This is a genomic window from Streptomyces sp. NPDC058371 (genome assembly GCF_042723265.1).
Taxonomy (GTDB): Bacteria; Actinomycetota; Actinomycetes; order Streptomycetales; family Streptomycetaceae; genus Streptomyces.
The window spans coordinates 1,086,248-1,101,774 of record NZ_JBHXJC010000001.1 but is presented as its reverse complement, the minus strand read 5'-3'; the positions used below and the strand labels follow the sequence as shown (position 1 = coordinate 1,101,774).

14 protein-coding genes are annotated in these 15,527 nt (G+C 70.4%); 10 read left to right on the top strand and 4 right to left on the bottom strand.

Features of this window, described 5'->3' with window-relative positions; all coding sequences use genetic code 11:
* Positions 1–54: 54 nt before the first annotated feature.
* Complete coding sequence (locus ACFWM2_RS04750; protein WP_383272987.1) at positions 55–1,362, bottom strand: ABC transporter substrate-binding protein; 1,308 nt, start codon at positions 1,360–1,362, stop codon at positions 55–57.
* Between the two features lie 115 nt (positions 1,363–1,477).
* Positions 1,478–2,569, bottom strand: a complete 1,092-nt coding sequence (locus ACFWM2_RS04745; protein WP_383272985.1) for a substrate-binding domain-containing protein — start codon at positions 2,567–2,569, stop codon at positions 1,478–1,480.
* 233 nt (positions 2,570–2,802) lie between these two features.
* Here ACFWM2_RS04745 and ACFWM2_RS04740 point away from each other — a divergent pair, with 233 nt between their 5' ends.
* Positions 2,803–3,807 (top strand): aldo/keto reductase, encoded by a 1,005-nt coding sequence (locus tag ACFWM2_RS04740; protein ID WP_383272983.1) that lies wholly within the window; start codon positions 2,803–2,805, stop codon positions 3,805–3,807.
* Between the two features lie 2 nt (positions 3,808–3,809).
* Here ACFWM2_RS04740 and ACFWM2_RS04735 read toward each other — a convergent pair whose 3' ends face one another.
* The gene (locus ACFWM2_RS04735) at positions 3,810–4,367 is read right to left on the bottom strand and encodes a hypothetical protein (protein ID WP_383272981.1); all 558 of its coding nucleotides are present in this window, start codon (positions 4,365–4,367) and stop codon (positions 3,810–3,812) included.
* 57 nt (positions 4,368–4,424) lie between these two features.
* Positions 4,425–4,685 carry a hypothetical protein gene (locus ACFWM2_RS04730; RefSeq protein WP_383272978.1) on the bottom strand — a complete coding sequence of 87 codons (261 nt, stop codon included), beginning with the start codon at positions 4,683–4,685 and terminating at the stop codon, positions 4,425–4,427.
* A gap of 452 nt (positions 4,686–5,137) precedes the next feature.
* On the opposite strand from ACFWM2_RS04730, the gene ACFWM2_RS04725 reads away from it, so the two are divergent.
* The 9 genes from ACFWM2_RS04725 to ACFWM2_RS04685 all read left to right on the top strand — a co-directional run bounded on the left by ACFWM2_RS04725 (position 5,138) and on the right by ACFWM2_RS04685 (position 15,335).
* Positions 5,138–5,776 (top strand): GntR family transcriptional regulator, encoded by a 639-nt coding sequence (locus ACFWM2_RS04725; RefSeq protein ID WP_383272976.1) that lies wholly within the window; start codon positions 5,138–5,140, stop codon positions 5,774–5,776.
* A gap of 685 nt (positions 5,777–6,461) precedes the next feature.
* The gene (locus tag ACFWM2_RS04720; RefSeq protein ID WP_383272975.1) at positions 6,462–7,697 is read left to right on the top strand and encodes an amino acid ABC transporter substrate-binding protein; all 1,236 of its coding nucleotides are present in this window, start codon (positions 6,462–6,464) and stop codon (positions 7,695–7,697) included.
* On the top strand, positions 7,694–8,578 hold the full coding sequence (locus tag ACFWM2_RS04715) for a branched-chain amino acid ABC transporter permease (protein ID WP_383272973.1): 885 nt from the start codon (positions 7,694–7,696) through the stop codon (positions 8,576–8,578). The genes ACFWM2_RS04720 and ACFWM2_RS04715 overlap by 4 nt, the downstream gene beginning before the upstream one ends.
* A complete protein-coding gene (locus tag ACFWM2_RS04710; RefSeq protein ID WP_383272971.1) occupies positions 8,575–10,455 on the top strand; it encodes an ATP-binding cassette domain-containing protein in 1,881 nt (626 codons plus the stop codon). Before ACFWM2_RS04715 ends, ACFWM2_RS04710 begins: the two co-directional genes overlap by 4 nt.
* Positions 10,452–11,219 carry an ABC transporter ATP-binding protein gene (locus tag ACFWM2_RS04705; protein ID WP_383272969.1) on the top strand — a complete coding sequence of 256 codons (768 nt, stop codon included), beginning with the start codon at positions 10,452–10,454 and terminating at the stop codon, positions 11,217–11,219. The genes ACFWM2_RS04710 and ACFWM2_RS04705 overlap by 4 nt, the downstream gene beginning before the upstream one ends.
* 15 nt (positions 11,220–11,234) lie before the next feature.
* Positions 11,235–12,335, top strand: coding sequence for a hypothetical protein (locus tag ACFWM2_RS04700; RefSeq protein WP_383272967.1), 1,101 nt, complete (start codon positions 11,235–11,237; stop codon positions 12,333–12,335).
* A gap of 76 nt (positions 12,336–12,411) precedes the next feature.
* Positions 12,412–13,617 (top strand): DUF5624 domain-containing protein, encoded by a 1,206-nt coding sequence (locus ACFWM2_RS04695; RefSeq protein WP_383272965.1) that lies wholly within the window; start codon positions 12,412–12,414, stop codon positions 13,615–13,617.
* 19 nt (positions 13,618–13,636) lie between these two features.
* Entirely contained in the window at positions 13,637–14,434 is a 798-nt protein-coding gene (locus tag ACFWM2_RS04690; protein WP_383272963.1) for an HpcH/HpaI aldolase/citrate lyase family protein, read from the top strand.
* 25 nt (positions 14,435–14,459) lie between these two features.
* Positions 14,460–15,335: an amidohydrolase family protein gene (locus tag ACFWM2_RS04685; RefSeq protein WP_383272961.1), complete on the top strand. Its 876-nt coding sequence runs from the start codon at positions 14,460–14,462 to the stop codon at positions 15,333–15,335.
* Positions 15,336–15,527: the final 192 nt, after the last annotated feature.

Here is a 15,527-nt window from a genome sequence, read left to right as displayed (position 1 = left end):
GCCGGTGTCCGGGTCCCGATCGGACACCGGGGCGCAACGGCCGGACCCCGCGGATCACTTGGCGAGCTTCAGCCCGCGGTCCGTGATGCCCGACTCGGCCTTCTGCTGGCCGGCGTCGACGCCGGCGGTGAAGCCGGACTTGGCCGTGGCGTCCTGGACCGCCGTGTAGACGTCCATCTGGTTCGGGCCCCACGTCCAGCCGGGGACGATCGTGTCGACCTGCTGAGAGGCGAGCCCGTAGAGGTCCTGGCCCTTCAGGTACGAGGTGTCGAACTTGGCGGCGGCCACGGCGCGCATCCCGGGGTTGGCCGGCAGGGCGCTGCTGGGCGACTCAAGGTCGGCGAGCCGGGCCTCGACACCCGCCTTGTTCGTGGTGAGCCACTTGATGAACTCGGTGGCGGCCTCGGCGTGCTTGCTGCCCTTGAGGACGCCGTAGGAGGTGCCGCCGTAGTTGCCGCTGGCCGCCGTGCCCCAGTTCGGCATGGGGGCCGCGGCCCACTTGCCCTTGAGGTCCGGCATGGCGGTCTTCATGCCGCCGGCGGACCAGGAGGCGCCGAGGAAGGAGAGGGTCTTGCCGGAGGTGCGGGCCTTGGTCTCCTCCGGGCTGTAGCCGGTGTAGGACTGCACCAGGCCGTCCTTGATCAGGCCGTCCCAGTAGCCGGTGACCTTCTTGGTCGCGGCGTCGTTGACGCCGGGCTTCCAGGCGTCGCCCTCGGTGGCGAACCACTTGCCGCCGGCCTGCCAGGAGAGCGCCGCCAGCAGCGCCGGGTCGTTCTTCGGCATGGAGGCGAGGCGGACGCTCTTGTCCTGCTTCTTGACCTTCGCGGCGGCGGCCTCGAACTCGTCCCAGGTCTTGGGGACTTCGATGCCGTACTTCTTGAACAGGTCGGTGCGGTAGTAGTACAGCTGCGGCGCGGCGTCGTACGGGACGGTCCAGGTCCTGCCGCCGAAGGTCACCAGGCTCTGGATGGCCGCCGGGAACTTCGACTTGACCGTTTCACCGGCGTACTTGGTCAGATCGACCAGGTTTCCCTGGCTCGCGAACTCGGGGACCATCTGGTACTCGACGGTCGCCACGTCGGGGGCGTTGCCCGCCTTCACCGCGTTGGTGAGCTTGCTGTAGCCCTCGGTCGAGCTCGGAATCTCGGTGAACTTGACCTTGATGTCCTTGTGCGTCCTGTTGAACGCCTCGACGGTCGACTTGGCTCCCAGCGTCCAGGTCCAGTAGTCGATGGTGACCGGTTTGCCGTCCGAGGCGGCGTCGGTCGAGCCGCCGTCGCCACCGCATGCGGTGGCGAGCATGCCCAGGGCTGCGACGGCGGCGGTGGCGGCTATACGGAACGAACGTGAAGTGCGCGACATTGCACGGCTCCTACGAGACCTCGTACGGGAAGAGGCGGATGCAGGACATCTTTTGTGCGCACACGATCAGAGTCAAGAGCATTCGACCAAGACAATCAAAACGATCGCACAACGCTCATGTCGCGGAGGTCTCGCCACCGCAGGACGAACGCACCCTCAACTCGGGGAGCAGTTCGAGATGTTGACGGGGCGCCGGGGGCAGACCGTTCCTGCGCTCCGCGAGTCGCTGCAGCAGCAACTCGGCGGCCAGCTCCCCCACCCAGCGAGTGGGCGGGGCGACGGCGGTGAGCGGCACGTCCGAGAGGCCGGCCACCTCGTCGTCGTACGCGATGAGCGCGAGGTCGTCGGGCACCCGGATGCCGCTGGCCTGGAGTTTCGGCACCAGCACGATGGCGTCCTCGTCGCTGTGCACCAGCGCCGCGGTCACCCCGCGCTTGCGCACGGCGTCGACGAGATAGTCGATCGTGGCCTCGTAGTCCCCGTGTTCACGGGTCGCGGGGGCGCCGGCGGCGACCTCGAGACCGAGAGACTGTACGGCCGCCAGATAGCCCGCCGAGATCTGTGTGGCGTGCGGGCCCTCCTGGAGCACGGCGGTGATCCGCCGGTGGCCCAGCGCCGCGAAGTGGCCCACGGCGACCGCCGCCCCGTGCGCCCGGTCGGTGCGGACCCGGTCCAGGACCGCCGCGGGGTTGCCGGCCGGGGCGGAACGCTCGACCAGAACGGTCGGCACCTCGCAGTCGACCAGCCATTTCTCCTGCCCGTCGACGGGTACGCCACCGAACCAGCTCGGCGCGACGAGGAGCCCCTCCGCGCCACCCGCGATCAGGTGTTCCGCCTGGACGGGATCCTCCGAGTCCACGTATCCGGTCATGCCGAGGACCAGGCGGCCACCCTGAGCCCCGATGGTCTCGCGCGCCCCCCGGACGATGTCCGCGAAGATATTGGTCGTGGTCGGCACGATCATTCCGATCACGGCACCCTCGGCGGACTCGCGGCGGGGCGCCGGCTCGGCGGCGGTGTCCCCGGGCCACACCACCGCGCCGTGCAGCCGGTGCACCCGGCCCTGCGCGGCGAGGGTCTCCACGTCGCGCCGCAAGGTCACTGCGGACACGCCGAGTTCGGCCGCGAGGTCGGCGACCCGGAGGCTGCCTCGCTCCCGGACGAGTTCGAGCACCCGCTCATGACGCTGGTCGACATGCAGTCGCATGGGCTCCCCCTGGGGCAAGGCCGGACGGACGAACGACGGGGGACGCGGAGCGTGATCCCGTGTGCTCACTGTACGCCCACAATCGTATCGATCGTTTGCGTTCAATATGCTCAATCCGGCTGCCGGAGCGCTCTCGCACGGTCCGAAAACGAGTGGGCCGAGTGGCAGGGGCACGCCACAATGACGTGCGCGTTGGCGTGCGCGTTGCCCCCGGAGCTCGCGAAGAGGAGCGAATGAAGACCCATCGACTCGGAAACAGCACGGTCGACGTGACGGAGCTCGGTTTCGGGGGTGGGCCACTCGGCGGTCTCTTCGCTCCCCTGGACGACGCGACCGCGGCGGAGGCGCTGGCCACCGCCTGGGCGGCGGGAATCCGCTACTTCGACACCTCGCCGCACTACGGGATCGGGCACTCCGAGCGCCGTATCGGCGAGCTGCTCCGCGGGAAGCCCCGCGCGGAGTTCACCCTGTCCACCAAGGTCGGCCGGCTGCTCGTGCCACAGGACGCGGCAGGACGCAAGGACGAGAGCTTCGAGGTGCCGGCGACGCACCGCCGGGTGTGGGACTTCTCGCGCGACGGGGTGCTGCGCAGCGTCGAGGATTCGCTGAAGCGCACGGGTGCCGACCGCATCGACATCCTGTTCCTGCACGACGCGGAGGAGCACTTCGAAGTCGCTCTGAACGAGGGGTACCCGGCGCTCGACGAGCTCCGTTCGCAGGGTGTGGTGGGCGCCGTCGGGGCGGGCATGTACCACCCCGGCAAGCTGACCCGGCTGGTCCGCGAGACCGACGTCGACGCGGTGATGCTCTCCGGCCGCTACACCCTGCTGGACCACAGCGCCCTCGACGACCTGCTCCCCCTGTGCACCGAGCGCGGTGTCTCGGTGCTCGCGGTCTCGATCTTCAACTCCGGGCTGCTCGCCACCCCCCGCCCCACCGCGGGTGCCCGCTTCGACTACGCCCCGGCCTCGCCCGAACTGCTGCGCCGGGTGCACCGCATCGCCGACATCTGCGAGGCCCACGGCGTGACGGTTCCGCAGGTGGCGATGGCGTTCCCGCTGCTGCACCCCGCGGTCGCGGGCATCGTGGTCGGCATGCGGTCCGCCGAGGAGGTACGCCGCAACGTCGAAGCGTTGGAGGCCGACGTACCGGCGCGGCTGTGGGACGACCTGCGGGGCGAGGGCCTTCTCGACGAGCGCGCGCCGGTGGGCACGGAGGGGGCGCGGGAGCGGCGGTGATCTCAGTCGCGGGAGACGGCGGACGCGGTTCCCGCTCGCGACTCGGCGGGAGCGCCACCCAGTTCGTCGCGCATGGCCCGCAGGCGTCGATGCTGCAGGTTGCCGTTGGCGATCGACCAGCCGAGGAAGACCACGGAGAACAGGGCGAATCCGAGCGTCTGACGCAGGCCGGACGTCGTCGCCGTCAGCGCCACGACGGATCCGAAGAGAAGTACGAGGAAGACGGTCGCGGCAACACGGTGACGCGAGCGGTGCAGCCGCTGCTCTACCAGCTCGCGCATGGCCTCCCGCTCCGCGGATTCCGTGGGCACCTCACCCAGGCGCAGCTTCCGGTCCAGCGAGACCAGGCCGGTCGCCGAACCCCCGGCGGCACGCTTCTCCTTGCGCCGCAACACGATCAGCACGATCACCGCACCGATCGACGTGACCGCGACCCGCAGCAGGACCGCCACCGAGGACCTGCCCGGATCGATCAACAGAATGGCGGCGGTGGCGGCGAGCGCGGACAGCACGACCTGAAGCCAGAGGTGCTTGGCCAGGAAGGTGTTGAGTCGTTCCACGACGGTGCCTCCTCGTCTTGGATCCTCGTCCTACGCCCTCGTCTTGGATCCGTGTCGTTAGATCCGTGTCCTGCGCCGGGCCGCCACGACGCGCAGCCCCAGGGCCACGGCCAGCAGCACCCAGGCCACCGCGCAGTACGCCCACGCGGTCGCTCCCCTCACCACACCGACCGCGCTCCAGACTCCCCAGAGCAGCAGGACGACGCAGAGCGCGGTCCAGGCGATGTCCCCGATACGGGAGCGGAGTTGAGCCCGCTGCCTGGTGCCGGGTTCCAGGTCACCGAGCCCCGATGCGTGGTCCGTCCCCCGTGCAGTCATGATCCGATTCCCCTCCGTCGCCGTGTGCAGAGGTTCCCGGGTACCCCACGGTTCGTTGGACAAGCGGGTGAAGTGCCTTGACTGCGGCGGGCGTTGGGCAACGCCTGGTCACCGGCAAGTCAGGACGGGACCTCCTACGGGCGGAGGAGACGACCCGTCCCCCGAAGCCGTGACGTCGGATCCCGAGCCGTCCGCGGGTCAGAACGGTCCACCGAGTCCGGAACAGTCCGCCGGGTCCGGAACAGTCCGCCGGCCCGCGGGATCCCGAGCCGATACACCGCCACCGCACCCGTTACCCCACTCCCGAGCCGGGCCCCGCCCCCACTCCCCGGGCCCACACCGCGGGCGTACCATCCCGACACGAGGCAGGGCAGGCATTGCACTGGGCGCTGAATGCAATGTATACGTTGTACATGCTTTCATCCGGCGACCGTTCCGAAGAGCGTCCAGGGATGCACAACCAGGCCGAACTCGCCTACCGCCGGCTGCGCGAGCGGCTGATGGACGGGCACTACACCCCTGGCGACCGGCTCACCGAGCTGGGCATCTGCGAGGACCTCGGCATGAGCCGGACCCCCGTGCGCGAGGCACTGCGCCGGCTGCAGAGCGACGGTCTGGTGGCCTCGACGGGCCGGGGCGTGGTGGTCAGCTCCCTCTCCCCGCAGGAGATGCTGCACGCCACACAACTGCACGGCGCCCTGGACGCACTGGCCGCCAAGCTCGCGGCCACCGCACAGCGGGACGGGCAGCTGTCACCCGCACAGCTCAGCGGGCTCAAGGACGCCTCGCACCGCGTGGAGGAGCAGGCCGAGGCCGGCGACCCGGCAGGGGCCTGGCGGGCGAATCTCGACTTCCACATGATGCTGGCCCGCCTGTCGGGCAACCCGCTCCTCGAGGCCGCGCTCGACCGCATCTGGGCCCGCTTCGCCATCGTCAGCCTGAGCAACATCAACCGGCGCAGAGACCTGACACCCCGGCAGCACGACGCGATCGTGAGCGCCATCATCGACGGCGACCCGGAGCGTGCGGAGGCCGCGGCGGCCGATCACGTACGGGAAGCGGCGGCGATGTACGGCGACGGTCACCGCTGACCTGACCCACGATCCACCCGCTCCCCCGCCCCCGCTCTCTGCCCCACGCCCACTCGACCCCGCCCGACAGCGGGGCCGAGAGCGGGGCCGAGAGCGGGGGCCTCTCTCCGCGTCCGGCAGCGGGACCGACAGTGCCGGCCTGCCTCCGCGCTCGCGCCCGCATTTTGGAGCCGGCAGCCCGCCTCGGCGCCCCGCCCGCACCCCCGGGCCGGACATACCGCCTCCGCATCCCCAGGCCGGACCGCTCTGCACCCCGGGCCGGACCACCTCCGCACCCCGAGGCCGGACACATCGCCTCCGCGCCACCCGCGTCCCCGCGTCCAAGGCCAGGCCCGCCCGCCCGCACAGCCGCCCCACAGCCCTACCCGCCGGTAGAAACTTTCTGCCGCGCTCCCGGTCCGCTCCCTTGTCGAGTCTTGATGTGCAATGTATACATTGCACATCAAGAGCAGGGTGCTCGTGAGCACCCTGACCGCCACCACCCAGCACCCGGGCGCGCCAGGCGTCCGGGAAGACGTTCCACGCGCCAGGGACCAGCGCCAACGGTGCCTCCGGAGCCGTCATCGACGAGCCGTCACCGCTCCGGGGCGCCGCCCTCCGCCCCCGCCGGGTCACGCGCTCGGCGGCGGATCGAGGGGCTGTCGCCCTGAACCGCCATCACGATCACCAACCCGAGGTGAATGTCATGCCAGGAATCGGTCGAAGCGGACGGTACCCAGCCCTGCTCAGCGCGACGGCGGCGGCAGTGCTGCTGCTCGCCACCGCGTGCGGCTCGGGGTCGAGGTCCGGCTCGGGCAGCGGCGCGATCAAGATAGGTGCCTCGCTGCCCCTGTCGGGCCCGGTGGCCGATGCCTCCAAGCCCGCCTACGAGGGCTACAAGGTGTGGCTCGGCCAGCTCAACAAGGACGGCGGTCTGCTGGGCCGCAAGGCCGAGCTGAAGGTGCTGGACGACGGCTTCGACCAGAACACCGTCGTCACGAACTACAACCGGCTCATCAGCCAGGAACACTCCGACCTGCTTCTCGGGACCTTTTCGTCCAAGCTCAACCTGCCCGCCTCCGCCGTCGCCGAGCGCAACAAGATGCTCTACGTCGAGCCCTCGGGCGGCGCCGAGGAGATCTTCACCCGCGGCTACGACTACCTCTTCTTCGCACAGCCCAGCACCTCGCTGGACCTGCCGGAGCAGTTCGTGCAGTACATCAAGTCGCTGCCGGCCGATCAGCGGCCGAAGACTGCCGCGTATCCCACGCAGGACGACCCCAACACCGACGTCACGATCAACGAGTTCCGCAAGGAGCTGGGCAAGCTCGGTGTGAAGTCGGTCTACAGCGAGAAGTACGCCCCGGACACGGTCAACTTCGACTCCATCGCCAGTGCCGTCGCGCGGGCGAAGCCGGACCTGATCATTCACGGCGCGGTCGCCGCCAACGACGGTGCGGGGTTCGTCAAGGCGCTGCAGAAGCAGCAGTTCAGCCCCAAGATGATGTTCCAGACCAACGCCCCGAGCCTCATCCAGTCCTATCCGAAGGCAATCGGCGCCAAGAACACCGAGGGCATCTTCACGACCGCGGCCTGGAGCCCGAAGGCCGACTACCCGGGCAACTCCGCGTTCGTGCAGGCGTACACGAAGGCCTACGGTTCGGCTCCTGGTGACGACGCGGCCAACGCGTACACGGCGGGCCAGGTGCTGGCGGCCGCGGTCAAGGCGGTGGGCAGCCTGGACCAGGACAAGCTCGCCGACTGGCTGCACACGCACACCGTGCAGACGATCGTCGGCCCCCTGAAGTGGGACAAGCGCGGGGTGCCGGACGGCAACATGCTGCTCGCGCAGTGGCAGAGCGGGAAGTTCGAGTTCGTCGCCCCGGCGAGCCAGCAGACCGTCGACAAGGCGGTCAACCCGAAGCCCGGGTGGTCGTCGTGAGCCGGTTGCTGCAGACGCTGATCCTGGGGCTTCTCGTCGGTGGCGTGTACGCGCTCGTCGCCTCCGGCATGAACCTGATCTTCGGCGTGATGAAGGTGGTCAACCTCGCCCAGGGCGGCATGCTCATTCTCAGCGCCTATCTCACGTACACGCTGTGGGACGCGACCGGGCTCGACCCGCTGCTCCTGGTGCTCATCACGACGCCCTGTCTGCTCGTCGTGGGCTGGGCGACGTACTACATCTTCATCGAGCGCTCGCGGACCACGGATCCGTCGATGGCGCTGGTGACGACCTTCGGTCTGACGCTCGTCACCAAGGGCGTGATCGCACTGGTCTGGGGCAACGAGCCGCGGTCGGTCACCCCTGGCTACGCCAACCGGTCCTTCTCGGTGCTGGGGCTGCGCTTTCCCCAGGCGCAGGTGTACGCCTGCCTGGTCGCGGCGGTGGTGCTGACCGGGCTGTATCTGCTGCTGCGGCACACCTGGCTGGGCAGGTCCATCCAGGCCACCGCCGCCAGTTCGGAGGGCGCGCGGCTCATCGGCATCGAGGTCCGCTCCGCCTGGGCGGCCGCGTACGCGCTCGGTGTGGCGGCGGCCGGGGCCGGCGGGACGCTGCTGAGCGTCCTGTACCCGTTCATGCCGAGCTCGGCCGACCACTGGATCGGGCTGATGCTCTCGATCATCGTGCTCGGCGGGATGGGCAGTCTGCCCGGCAGTGTCCTCGGCGCGCTGCTGATCGCCCTCGCCGAGTCCCTGACCTCGACCTACGTCGCGCCCGACTGGGCCGCCGCGGTCCCGTACCTGGCCATCATCCTGGTGCTCGTCGCCCGCCCGCAGGGCCTGCTCGGCGCCCGGCTGCGAGAGGACATGAGCCGCGCATGACCATCAACCGCCTGCGGGCGTACGACTTCGACCGGCTGAGGGCGTTCGACAGCCGACGGCTCCGCGCGTGGGGGATCGGCCTCGCCGCCGTCGCGCTGGCCGTGCTGCCGCTCGTCAACGACAACGCGTATCTGCAGAACATGGCGATCATGGCGTTTCTGCTGGCCGTCATGGCGTCCGGCTGGAACATCATCTCCGGCTACGCGGGATACGTCTCGCTGGGGCAGAGCGCCTTCCTCGGCGTCGGTGCCTACACCACCGCCCTGGTCTCCCTCCACACCGGCATCTCCCCGTTGCTGGCGGCTCCTCTGGGCGGCGTCGTCGCGGCGGCCGCGGCGGTCGTCCTCGGTCTGGTCGGCCGGCGGACGCGGGGCATCGCCTTCGTCATCATCAGCTTCGCCTTCCTCGAGTTCACGGCGTTGCTGGTGTCCAACTGGTCGTCGCTCACCAACGGCAACCACGGACTGGCCCTGCCGCTGCCGACCTGGGACCGCGCGTACCTCAACTGGCCTTTCTACTACTACCTGTTGGTGCTGCTGGCGCTCACCGTGTGGGGATCGTGGGCGATCCGGCGCTCGAAGTTCGGCATCGGGCTGATGGCGATCCGCGACGACGAGTCCAAGGCCGACGGCATCGGCGTACGCACCGACCGCTACAAGATGTTCGCCTTCGCGGCGAGCGCCTTCCCGATCGGTGTGGCGGGCGGCGTCTACGCGTACTACATCGCGTTCCTCGAACCGGCGTCGATGTTCGACATCGTCATCGCCATGCAGATCGTGCTCGCCGCACACCTCGGTGGGGTGGGCACGCTGTGGGGGCCGGTGCTGGGCGCCTTCCTCCTGGAGCCGCTGAACCAGTTCACCAACCAGAACCTCAGCGGGCCCGACGCCGGTTCGTGGCGTCTGATCATCTACGGGGCGCTGCTCGCCGCGATCGTGCTGTTCTTCCCCAAGGGCGTGCTCACCGAGGCCGGGGCGTGGCTGGCCCGGCGGCGCCGGACGGATCCACAGGCGACGGCCGGTTCCCGGCTGACGGCCGTCCCCGACCGGCTGCCCCCGGCCGCCCTGGTCCGCAACCGCGTTCCCGGGACGGCGGACGTGCCGCTGCTGAGGGTGGCGGACCTGGGCAAGTCGTTCGGCGGCGTACGGGCGGTCGACGGCTGCTCCTTCACCGTCGAGCGCGGCTCGGTCACCGGGCTCATCGGGCCCAACGGGTCGGGAAAGACCACGGTGTTCAACCTCCTGGACGGCAGTCTCGCCGCCGACGGCGGGAGCATCCATCTCGGCGAGCGTCGTCTCGACCGCCGGCCGCGCTGGCAGCGGGCGCACGCGGGCCTGGCCCGCACCTTCCAGGCCACCCGGGTCTTCCCGCAGCTCACCGCGGTGGAGAACCTCGCCGTGCCCAGCCGCTCGTTCTCCGCGTCGGGGCTGACCGCGTCGGCGATCAGCGGCAAGGAGGCGGCGCGGGCCCACGAGTGGCTCGACTTCGTCGGCATGGACGCGTACGCGGAACACCGCGCGGGCGGGCTGTCGTACGGCCAGCAGAAACTCATCGAGCTGGCCCAGGCGCTGATGCTGGAGCCGGAGATCCTGCTGCTCGACGAACCGGCCGCCGGCATCAACCCGACTCTCGTGGACCGGCTCGGTGGCATCGTCCGCAAGCTCAACGAAGCCGGTACGACCGTGGTGGTCGTCGAGCACAACATGCCGCTGGTGCTGTCGCTGTGCGACCACATCCACGTCCTGGCCCAGGGACGGGTCATCGCGAGCGGGCCGCCCGGAGTGATCGAGCACGACCCGGCCGTACTCGACGCCTACCTCGGCGACCATGCGCCGGGCCCGGGCAACGACCCGGCGACCACGGGAGCCACCGCATGATCACCTTCAGCAACCTGGTGGCCGGGTACGGCCGCGCCGGCGACATCCTGCGGGGCGTCGGCTTCACCGCCGCCGAATCCGCGATCACCTGCATCGTCGGCCCCAACGGGGCGGGCAAGTCCACGGTCCTGAAGGTGTGCAGCGGGCTGCTGCGTCCCCGCGGCGGACAGGTGCTGCTCGGGGGCGAGGAGATCGGCGGACGCTCCCCCGCGCAGATCCTGCGCCGCGGTGTGGTCCAAGTGCCCCAGCACCACGGGCTGTTCCCGTCCCTCTCGGTGCGTGAGAACGTCATGCTCGGCGCGTACGTCAACCGCCGGGAACGCGAGCGCAACCGGCGTCGCTACACCGAGATCGCCGAGCTGTACCCGCTGATCGCCGAGCGCGCCGACGACAAGGCCGCCTCCCTGTCCGGGGGTCAGCGGCGCATCGTGGAGTTCGCGCGCGCCCTGATGCTCAGTCCCCGGGCCGTCCTGCTCGACGAGCCGACCCTCGGCCTCGATCCCAAGGCCCGCAAGCAGCTTGCCGACTCGGTCACCACCCTCCGGCAGGCGGGGGTGACGGTCCTGATGGTCGAGCAGAACGTACGGTTCGGCCTCACCCTCGCCGACCATGCCGTCGTCATGGAGGGCGGCCGCGTCCTGCACACGGGCGCCGCCGACGCGCTGCTCGCCGACCCCGACATGGGCCGGCTGTTCTTCGGCGCCGCCCCCGAACCCGTCGAAGTGCGCGCCGACGGCGACGCCGATCAGAAGAACCCCCGCTGACCCCGGAAGGCCGCCATGACCAGCACATATCTGACCCCGATCCAGACCATCCCGGCCTCCGGCGCCCGGGCCGCGCAACCCATCCGGGTGGGCGGCCTGGAGCTGCTCGCGATTCCCCAGCTGGCGTACGACATCCCGGGGCGGGCCGCCCATATGAACGGCGGCGACAGCGAGACCGAACTGTTGTTGCTGCGCCGGTTCGGCGACCGGTTCGAGCCGTGGGGGGCGCTGCCCGCGCCGGGCGGTGAGGACGCCGAGTTCTTCACCATCGGGGGCCGGGCGTTCCTCGCGGTGGCCAGCATCCGCGGCGGCGCCGGACCCTACGACTTCACGGTCGCGTCCATGGTGCACGAATGGGACGGGGCACGGTTCGTGCCGTTCCAGGCCTTCGACGCCTTCGCCGCGAAGCAGTGGCGGCACTTCACCGTCGAGGGCCGGCACTTCCTCGCGCTGGCGCAGGGCGTCGCGGTGCCGGAAACCGCCGACCGGAACCGGCCCTCCGTCATCTATGTCTGGGACGGCACGCGCTTCGTGCACTTCCAGGACATCCCCTCGCAATGGGCGTACAACTGGCGCGCGTTCACCGTGGGCGGCCACACGATGCTCGCGCACGCCGACCACGCCGGGCCCAGCGTCCTCTACCGCTGGGACGGGGCGCGGTTCGTCGCGCACCAGGAGCTCGCGTCGGCGCGCGGCCGGGCGTTCGCCACCTTCACCGACCCCGGCGATGGCGTTACGTATCTGGCGGTGGCCTGTATCGACGACGGATCGCAGCTGCTGCGCTGGGATCCGGCGGGCGAGCGGTTCGTGGAGCACCAGAAGCTCACCGGGGCGGGCGCGCGGGAACTCGCCGTCGTACGCACCGACCGTGGGCTGTATCTGATCCGGGTCAACTTCATCGTCGGCACGCCGGCCGATCCCACGGCCGCGCTGATGTCGCAGGTCTACTGGTGGGACGGGGACCGGCTGGACGTGGTCGACGAGTTCCCCACCACCGGCGGCACCGACGCGGTCGTACTGGACAGCCCCTCGGGTCCGCTGATCGTGCAGACCAACGCCCTTGCGGCCGACCTGCGATTCGCCGCGGAGAGCCGCGTCTACCGGTTCACGGACTGACGCCCTTCGGCTCGTCCGAACCGCACCGTCACCCCGCCGCCGTGCCGGCCCTTGCCGTTGTGAAAGAGAGAGCTCCATGTCAGAGCACGAGAGCCCCGAACTCATCGACCTGTTCACCGCGTACACCGCAGGACCCCAGTCGATCGGCGCCCACCTGCGCGCGGCGGCGGCCCGGGCGCACGCGCACGACCCCCTCCTGGTGGTGACCGGCGCCGACATGGCGCTGTATCCCGGGGGCGGGCGACCGCCGACCGTGCTGCCGTACCGCCTCAGCAATCGCGGCTTCAAGGAGCTGGCCGCCGTCTCGCACCTGGGCACGGCGCTGGCGTCCCTCGTCGAGCTCTACCAGCACGATCCGGGCGGAGTCTGGCGGGCCGACGCCGAACACCTGCTGCGGCAGGTGCGGCGCTCGCGGGCAGCCAACAGCACCACGCTGTGGCGTGACCGGATCGCGGCCGTCGCCCACCGGGGGCGGGAGGAGGCCATCGCGACGATGGTCGACTACGCGTGCGCGGTCACCGAGCGCCATCTCGTACGCGCCCTGGCCGACCCGTCCTGGCTCAGTCACCGGACGCTGCGCGAGGAGTATCTCGAGGACGGCCACCCGGACCTTCCGGTGTCCTTCAACCGGATCATGGTCGCCACCTTCTTCCTGGTCGGGATGGACAACGCCCACCGGCTCATCGCGTGGTGCGACCGGCAGGGCATCGACTGGGCCCGCACCATGGTGGTCGTCGTCGGGCAGATCGGACGCCCCACCGCCGGCGTGACCTGGCGCACGAACGGGGTCGCCGGCACCGTGCTGGCCGCCTCCCGGCACACGCTGCCGCTGGACCGCCTCTACATCGCCCCGCACGCCCCCGGGTTCGCCACTCCCGTCGACGGAGACCTGACGGAGGTCGCCGCACTCGAACCGGTCCTGCGTCAGCTGTGGGCGGGCACCAGGGTGACGGTGGAACTCGGCAGGGCCATGTTCGACGGCTATCCGGCGTTCTCTCCCGGGGACGACCGCCCCGGCCACCCGGGGGCGGCCCGGACCGTCAGCCGGGCCGACGAGGTCATCACCGAGCAGCCGCGCATCCGCTCGCCCAAGGACTGGTTCACCCTCGTCACCAGGCTGCGCCTGGTGATGGAGGACCCGCGTCAGCTGCTGTCCGGCGCGGTCACCGACTACGCCGCCCAGCAGCTCATCGACCACGGCAACGACCCCCTCGCCGTCACCGTCCCGGGCCTGGACGACGAGCCCTATCCCGCCTACGGCTCCGTCTCCGCGGCGGCCTGACCCGAAAGCGACTCCCCCCATGTCTCAACTTCCGCATTCCAGCCGGTTCCTGGAGCGTCTGCACGCCGGTGAACCCACCCTGATGCTGACCGTGCGCACCAGCCGCACCATGGACATCGTCCACATCGCCCGCTCCACCGGACACCACGGCATCATGGTCGACCTCGAACACTCCACCATGTCCACCGATGTCGCCGCCCAGCTGTGCGCCGCCGCCGACAGCCTCGGGGTCACCGCGCTGGTCCGCGTCCCCGAGCGCGAGTACGGCATGATCGGCCGGGTTCTCGACGGTGGCGCCCACGGGATCATCGCGCCCCGCATCGAGACGGTCGAGCAGGCCCGCGATGTCGCCCGCGCCTGCCGTTTCGCCCCGCGCGGGCAGCGCTCCCAGACGAACATGGTGCCCCAGCTGGGCCTGCGTCCCACGCCCGCACGGGAGTTGAACCCCGCGCTCGACGACGCGACGATCGTGCAGATCCTGCTGGAGACGCCGGCCGGCATCGCCAACGCGGAGGCGATCGCCGCCCTGGACGGCGTGGACATGCTCGCGCTGGGTGCGAACGACTTCACCGCGGAGCTGGGTGTGCCGGGCCAGTACGACGACCCCCGCGTCCGCGAGGCCGTCCGGACGCTGGCGGACGCGTGCCGCAAGCACGGCAAGCTCATGGTCCTCGGCGGCATCGGCGACCGGGCCCTCCTCGACTCGCTCGTGCCACTCGGCGTGTGCTCCCTGCGTATCACCGGCACCGACACGGCGCTGCTCTTCGAGGGCGCCCGGGCACACGCCGAGCGGGCGCTCGCCCCCCACGACCGGTAGACCCCTCCGAGAGTCAGGAAGAAAAGTGTCCCCAGAACTCCCCAAGCCGCTGCCCATGCGAGTCGCCGAGAGCAACACGCTGCCACGCTTCCAGGTCCCGCCGAACAGCTGCGACACGCACTTCCATGTCTTCGAGACGGGCTACCCGCCCGTGCCCGACCCGCTGTACTCGTTCCCCGACGGCAGCCTCCAGCAGTATCTGCGGATGACCGAGTGGCTCGGCATCGAGCGCATGGTCCTCGTACAGCCGACCTACTACGGCACCGACAACAGCCTGCTGGCCGACGTCCTGAAGAACATCGGGCCGCGCTGCCGAGGAGTCGTCCGCATCGAGGAGGACACCCCGGACCGGGAACTCGACGCCTTCCACGAGCTGGGGGTGCGGGCGATCCGTCTCGACCTGTTCGCCCGGGAGTCCTGGCCGACCGCCGACATCATCGCCTACGTCCGCAGGATGGCGGACCGTGCCCGACCGCGCGGCTGGCACCTCCAGTTCTACACACCCGGCACCGTCGTACGAGATCTGCTGCCCTTCCTCGGCGACCTCGAAGACACCTTCGTCATCGACCACATGGGCTACATGAAGGAGTCGGACGGGCTGACGCAGGCCGACTTCGACCGCCTGGTACGGGTACTCGACGGCGGAAGCTGCTACATCAAACTGTCCGGCCCCTACCGCATCGCCAAGGACCGGCCGCTGTCCACCGTCGAGCCCCTGGGCCGGGCGCTGGTGGCGGCCCGACCCGACCGGCTGCTGTGGGGCTCGGACTGGCCTCATCTGATCGACGGCCGGCGGGACACCGGCGAACTGCTGAACCTGCTGGCCGACTGGGCCCCCGACGAGGCCGACCGCCACCAGATCCTGGTCGATTCACCGGCCCGGCTCTTCTACACCGACTGACCGTCGGCCGACGACCTGCCGACGCCGACTGACCACCGGCCGACCACCTGCCGGCACCGACTGACCACCGGCCGACCACCGGCCATCAAAGCCCGTGAAGAGTGAGTGAGTTGAGCACGTCCGAGCATCGGCCGACCCCGAAGGCACGTCCGCTTCCCACCGATGAGGGGCCCGCGCTGCCGTCGGCACCAG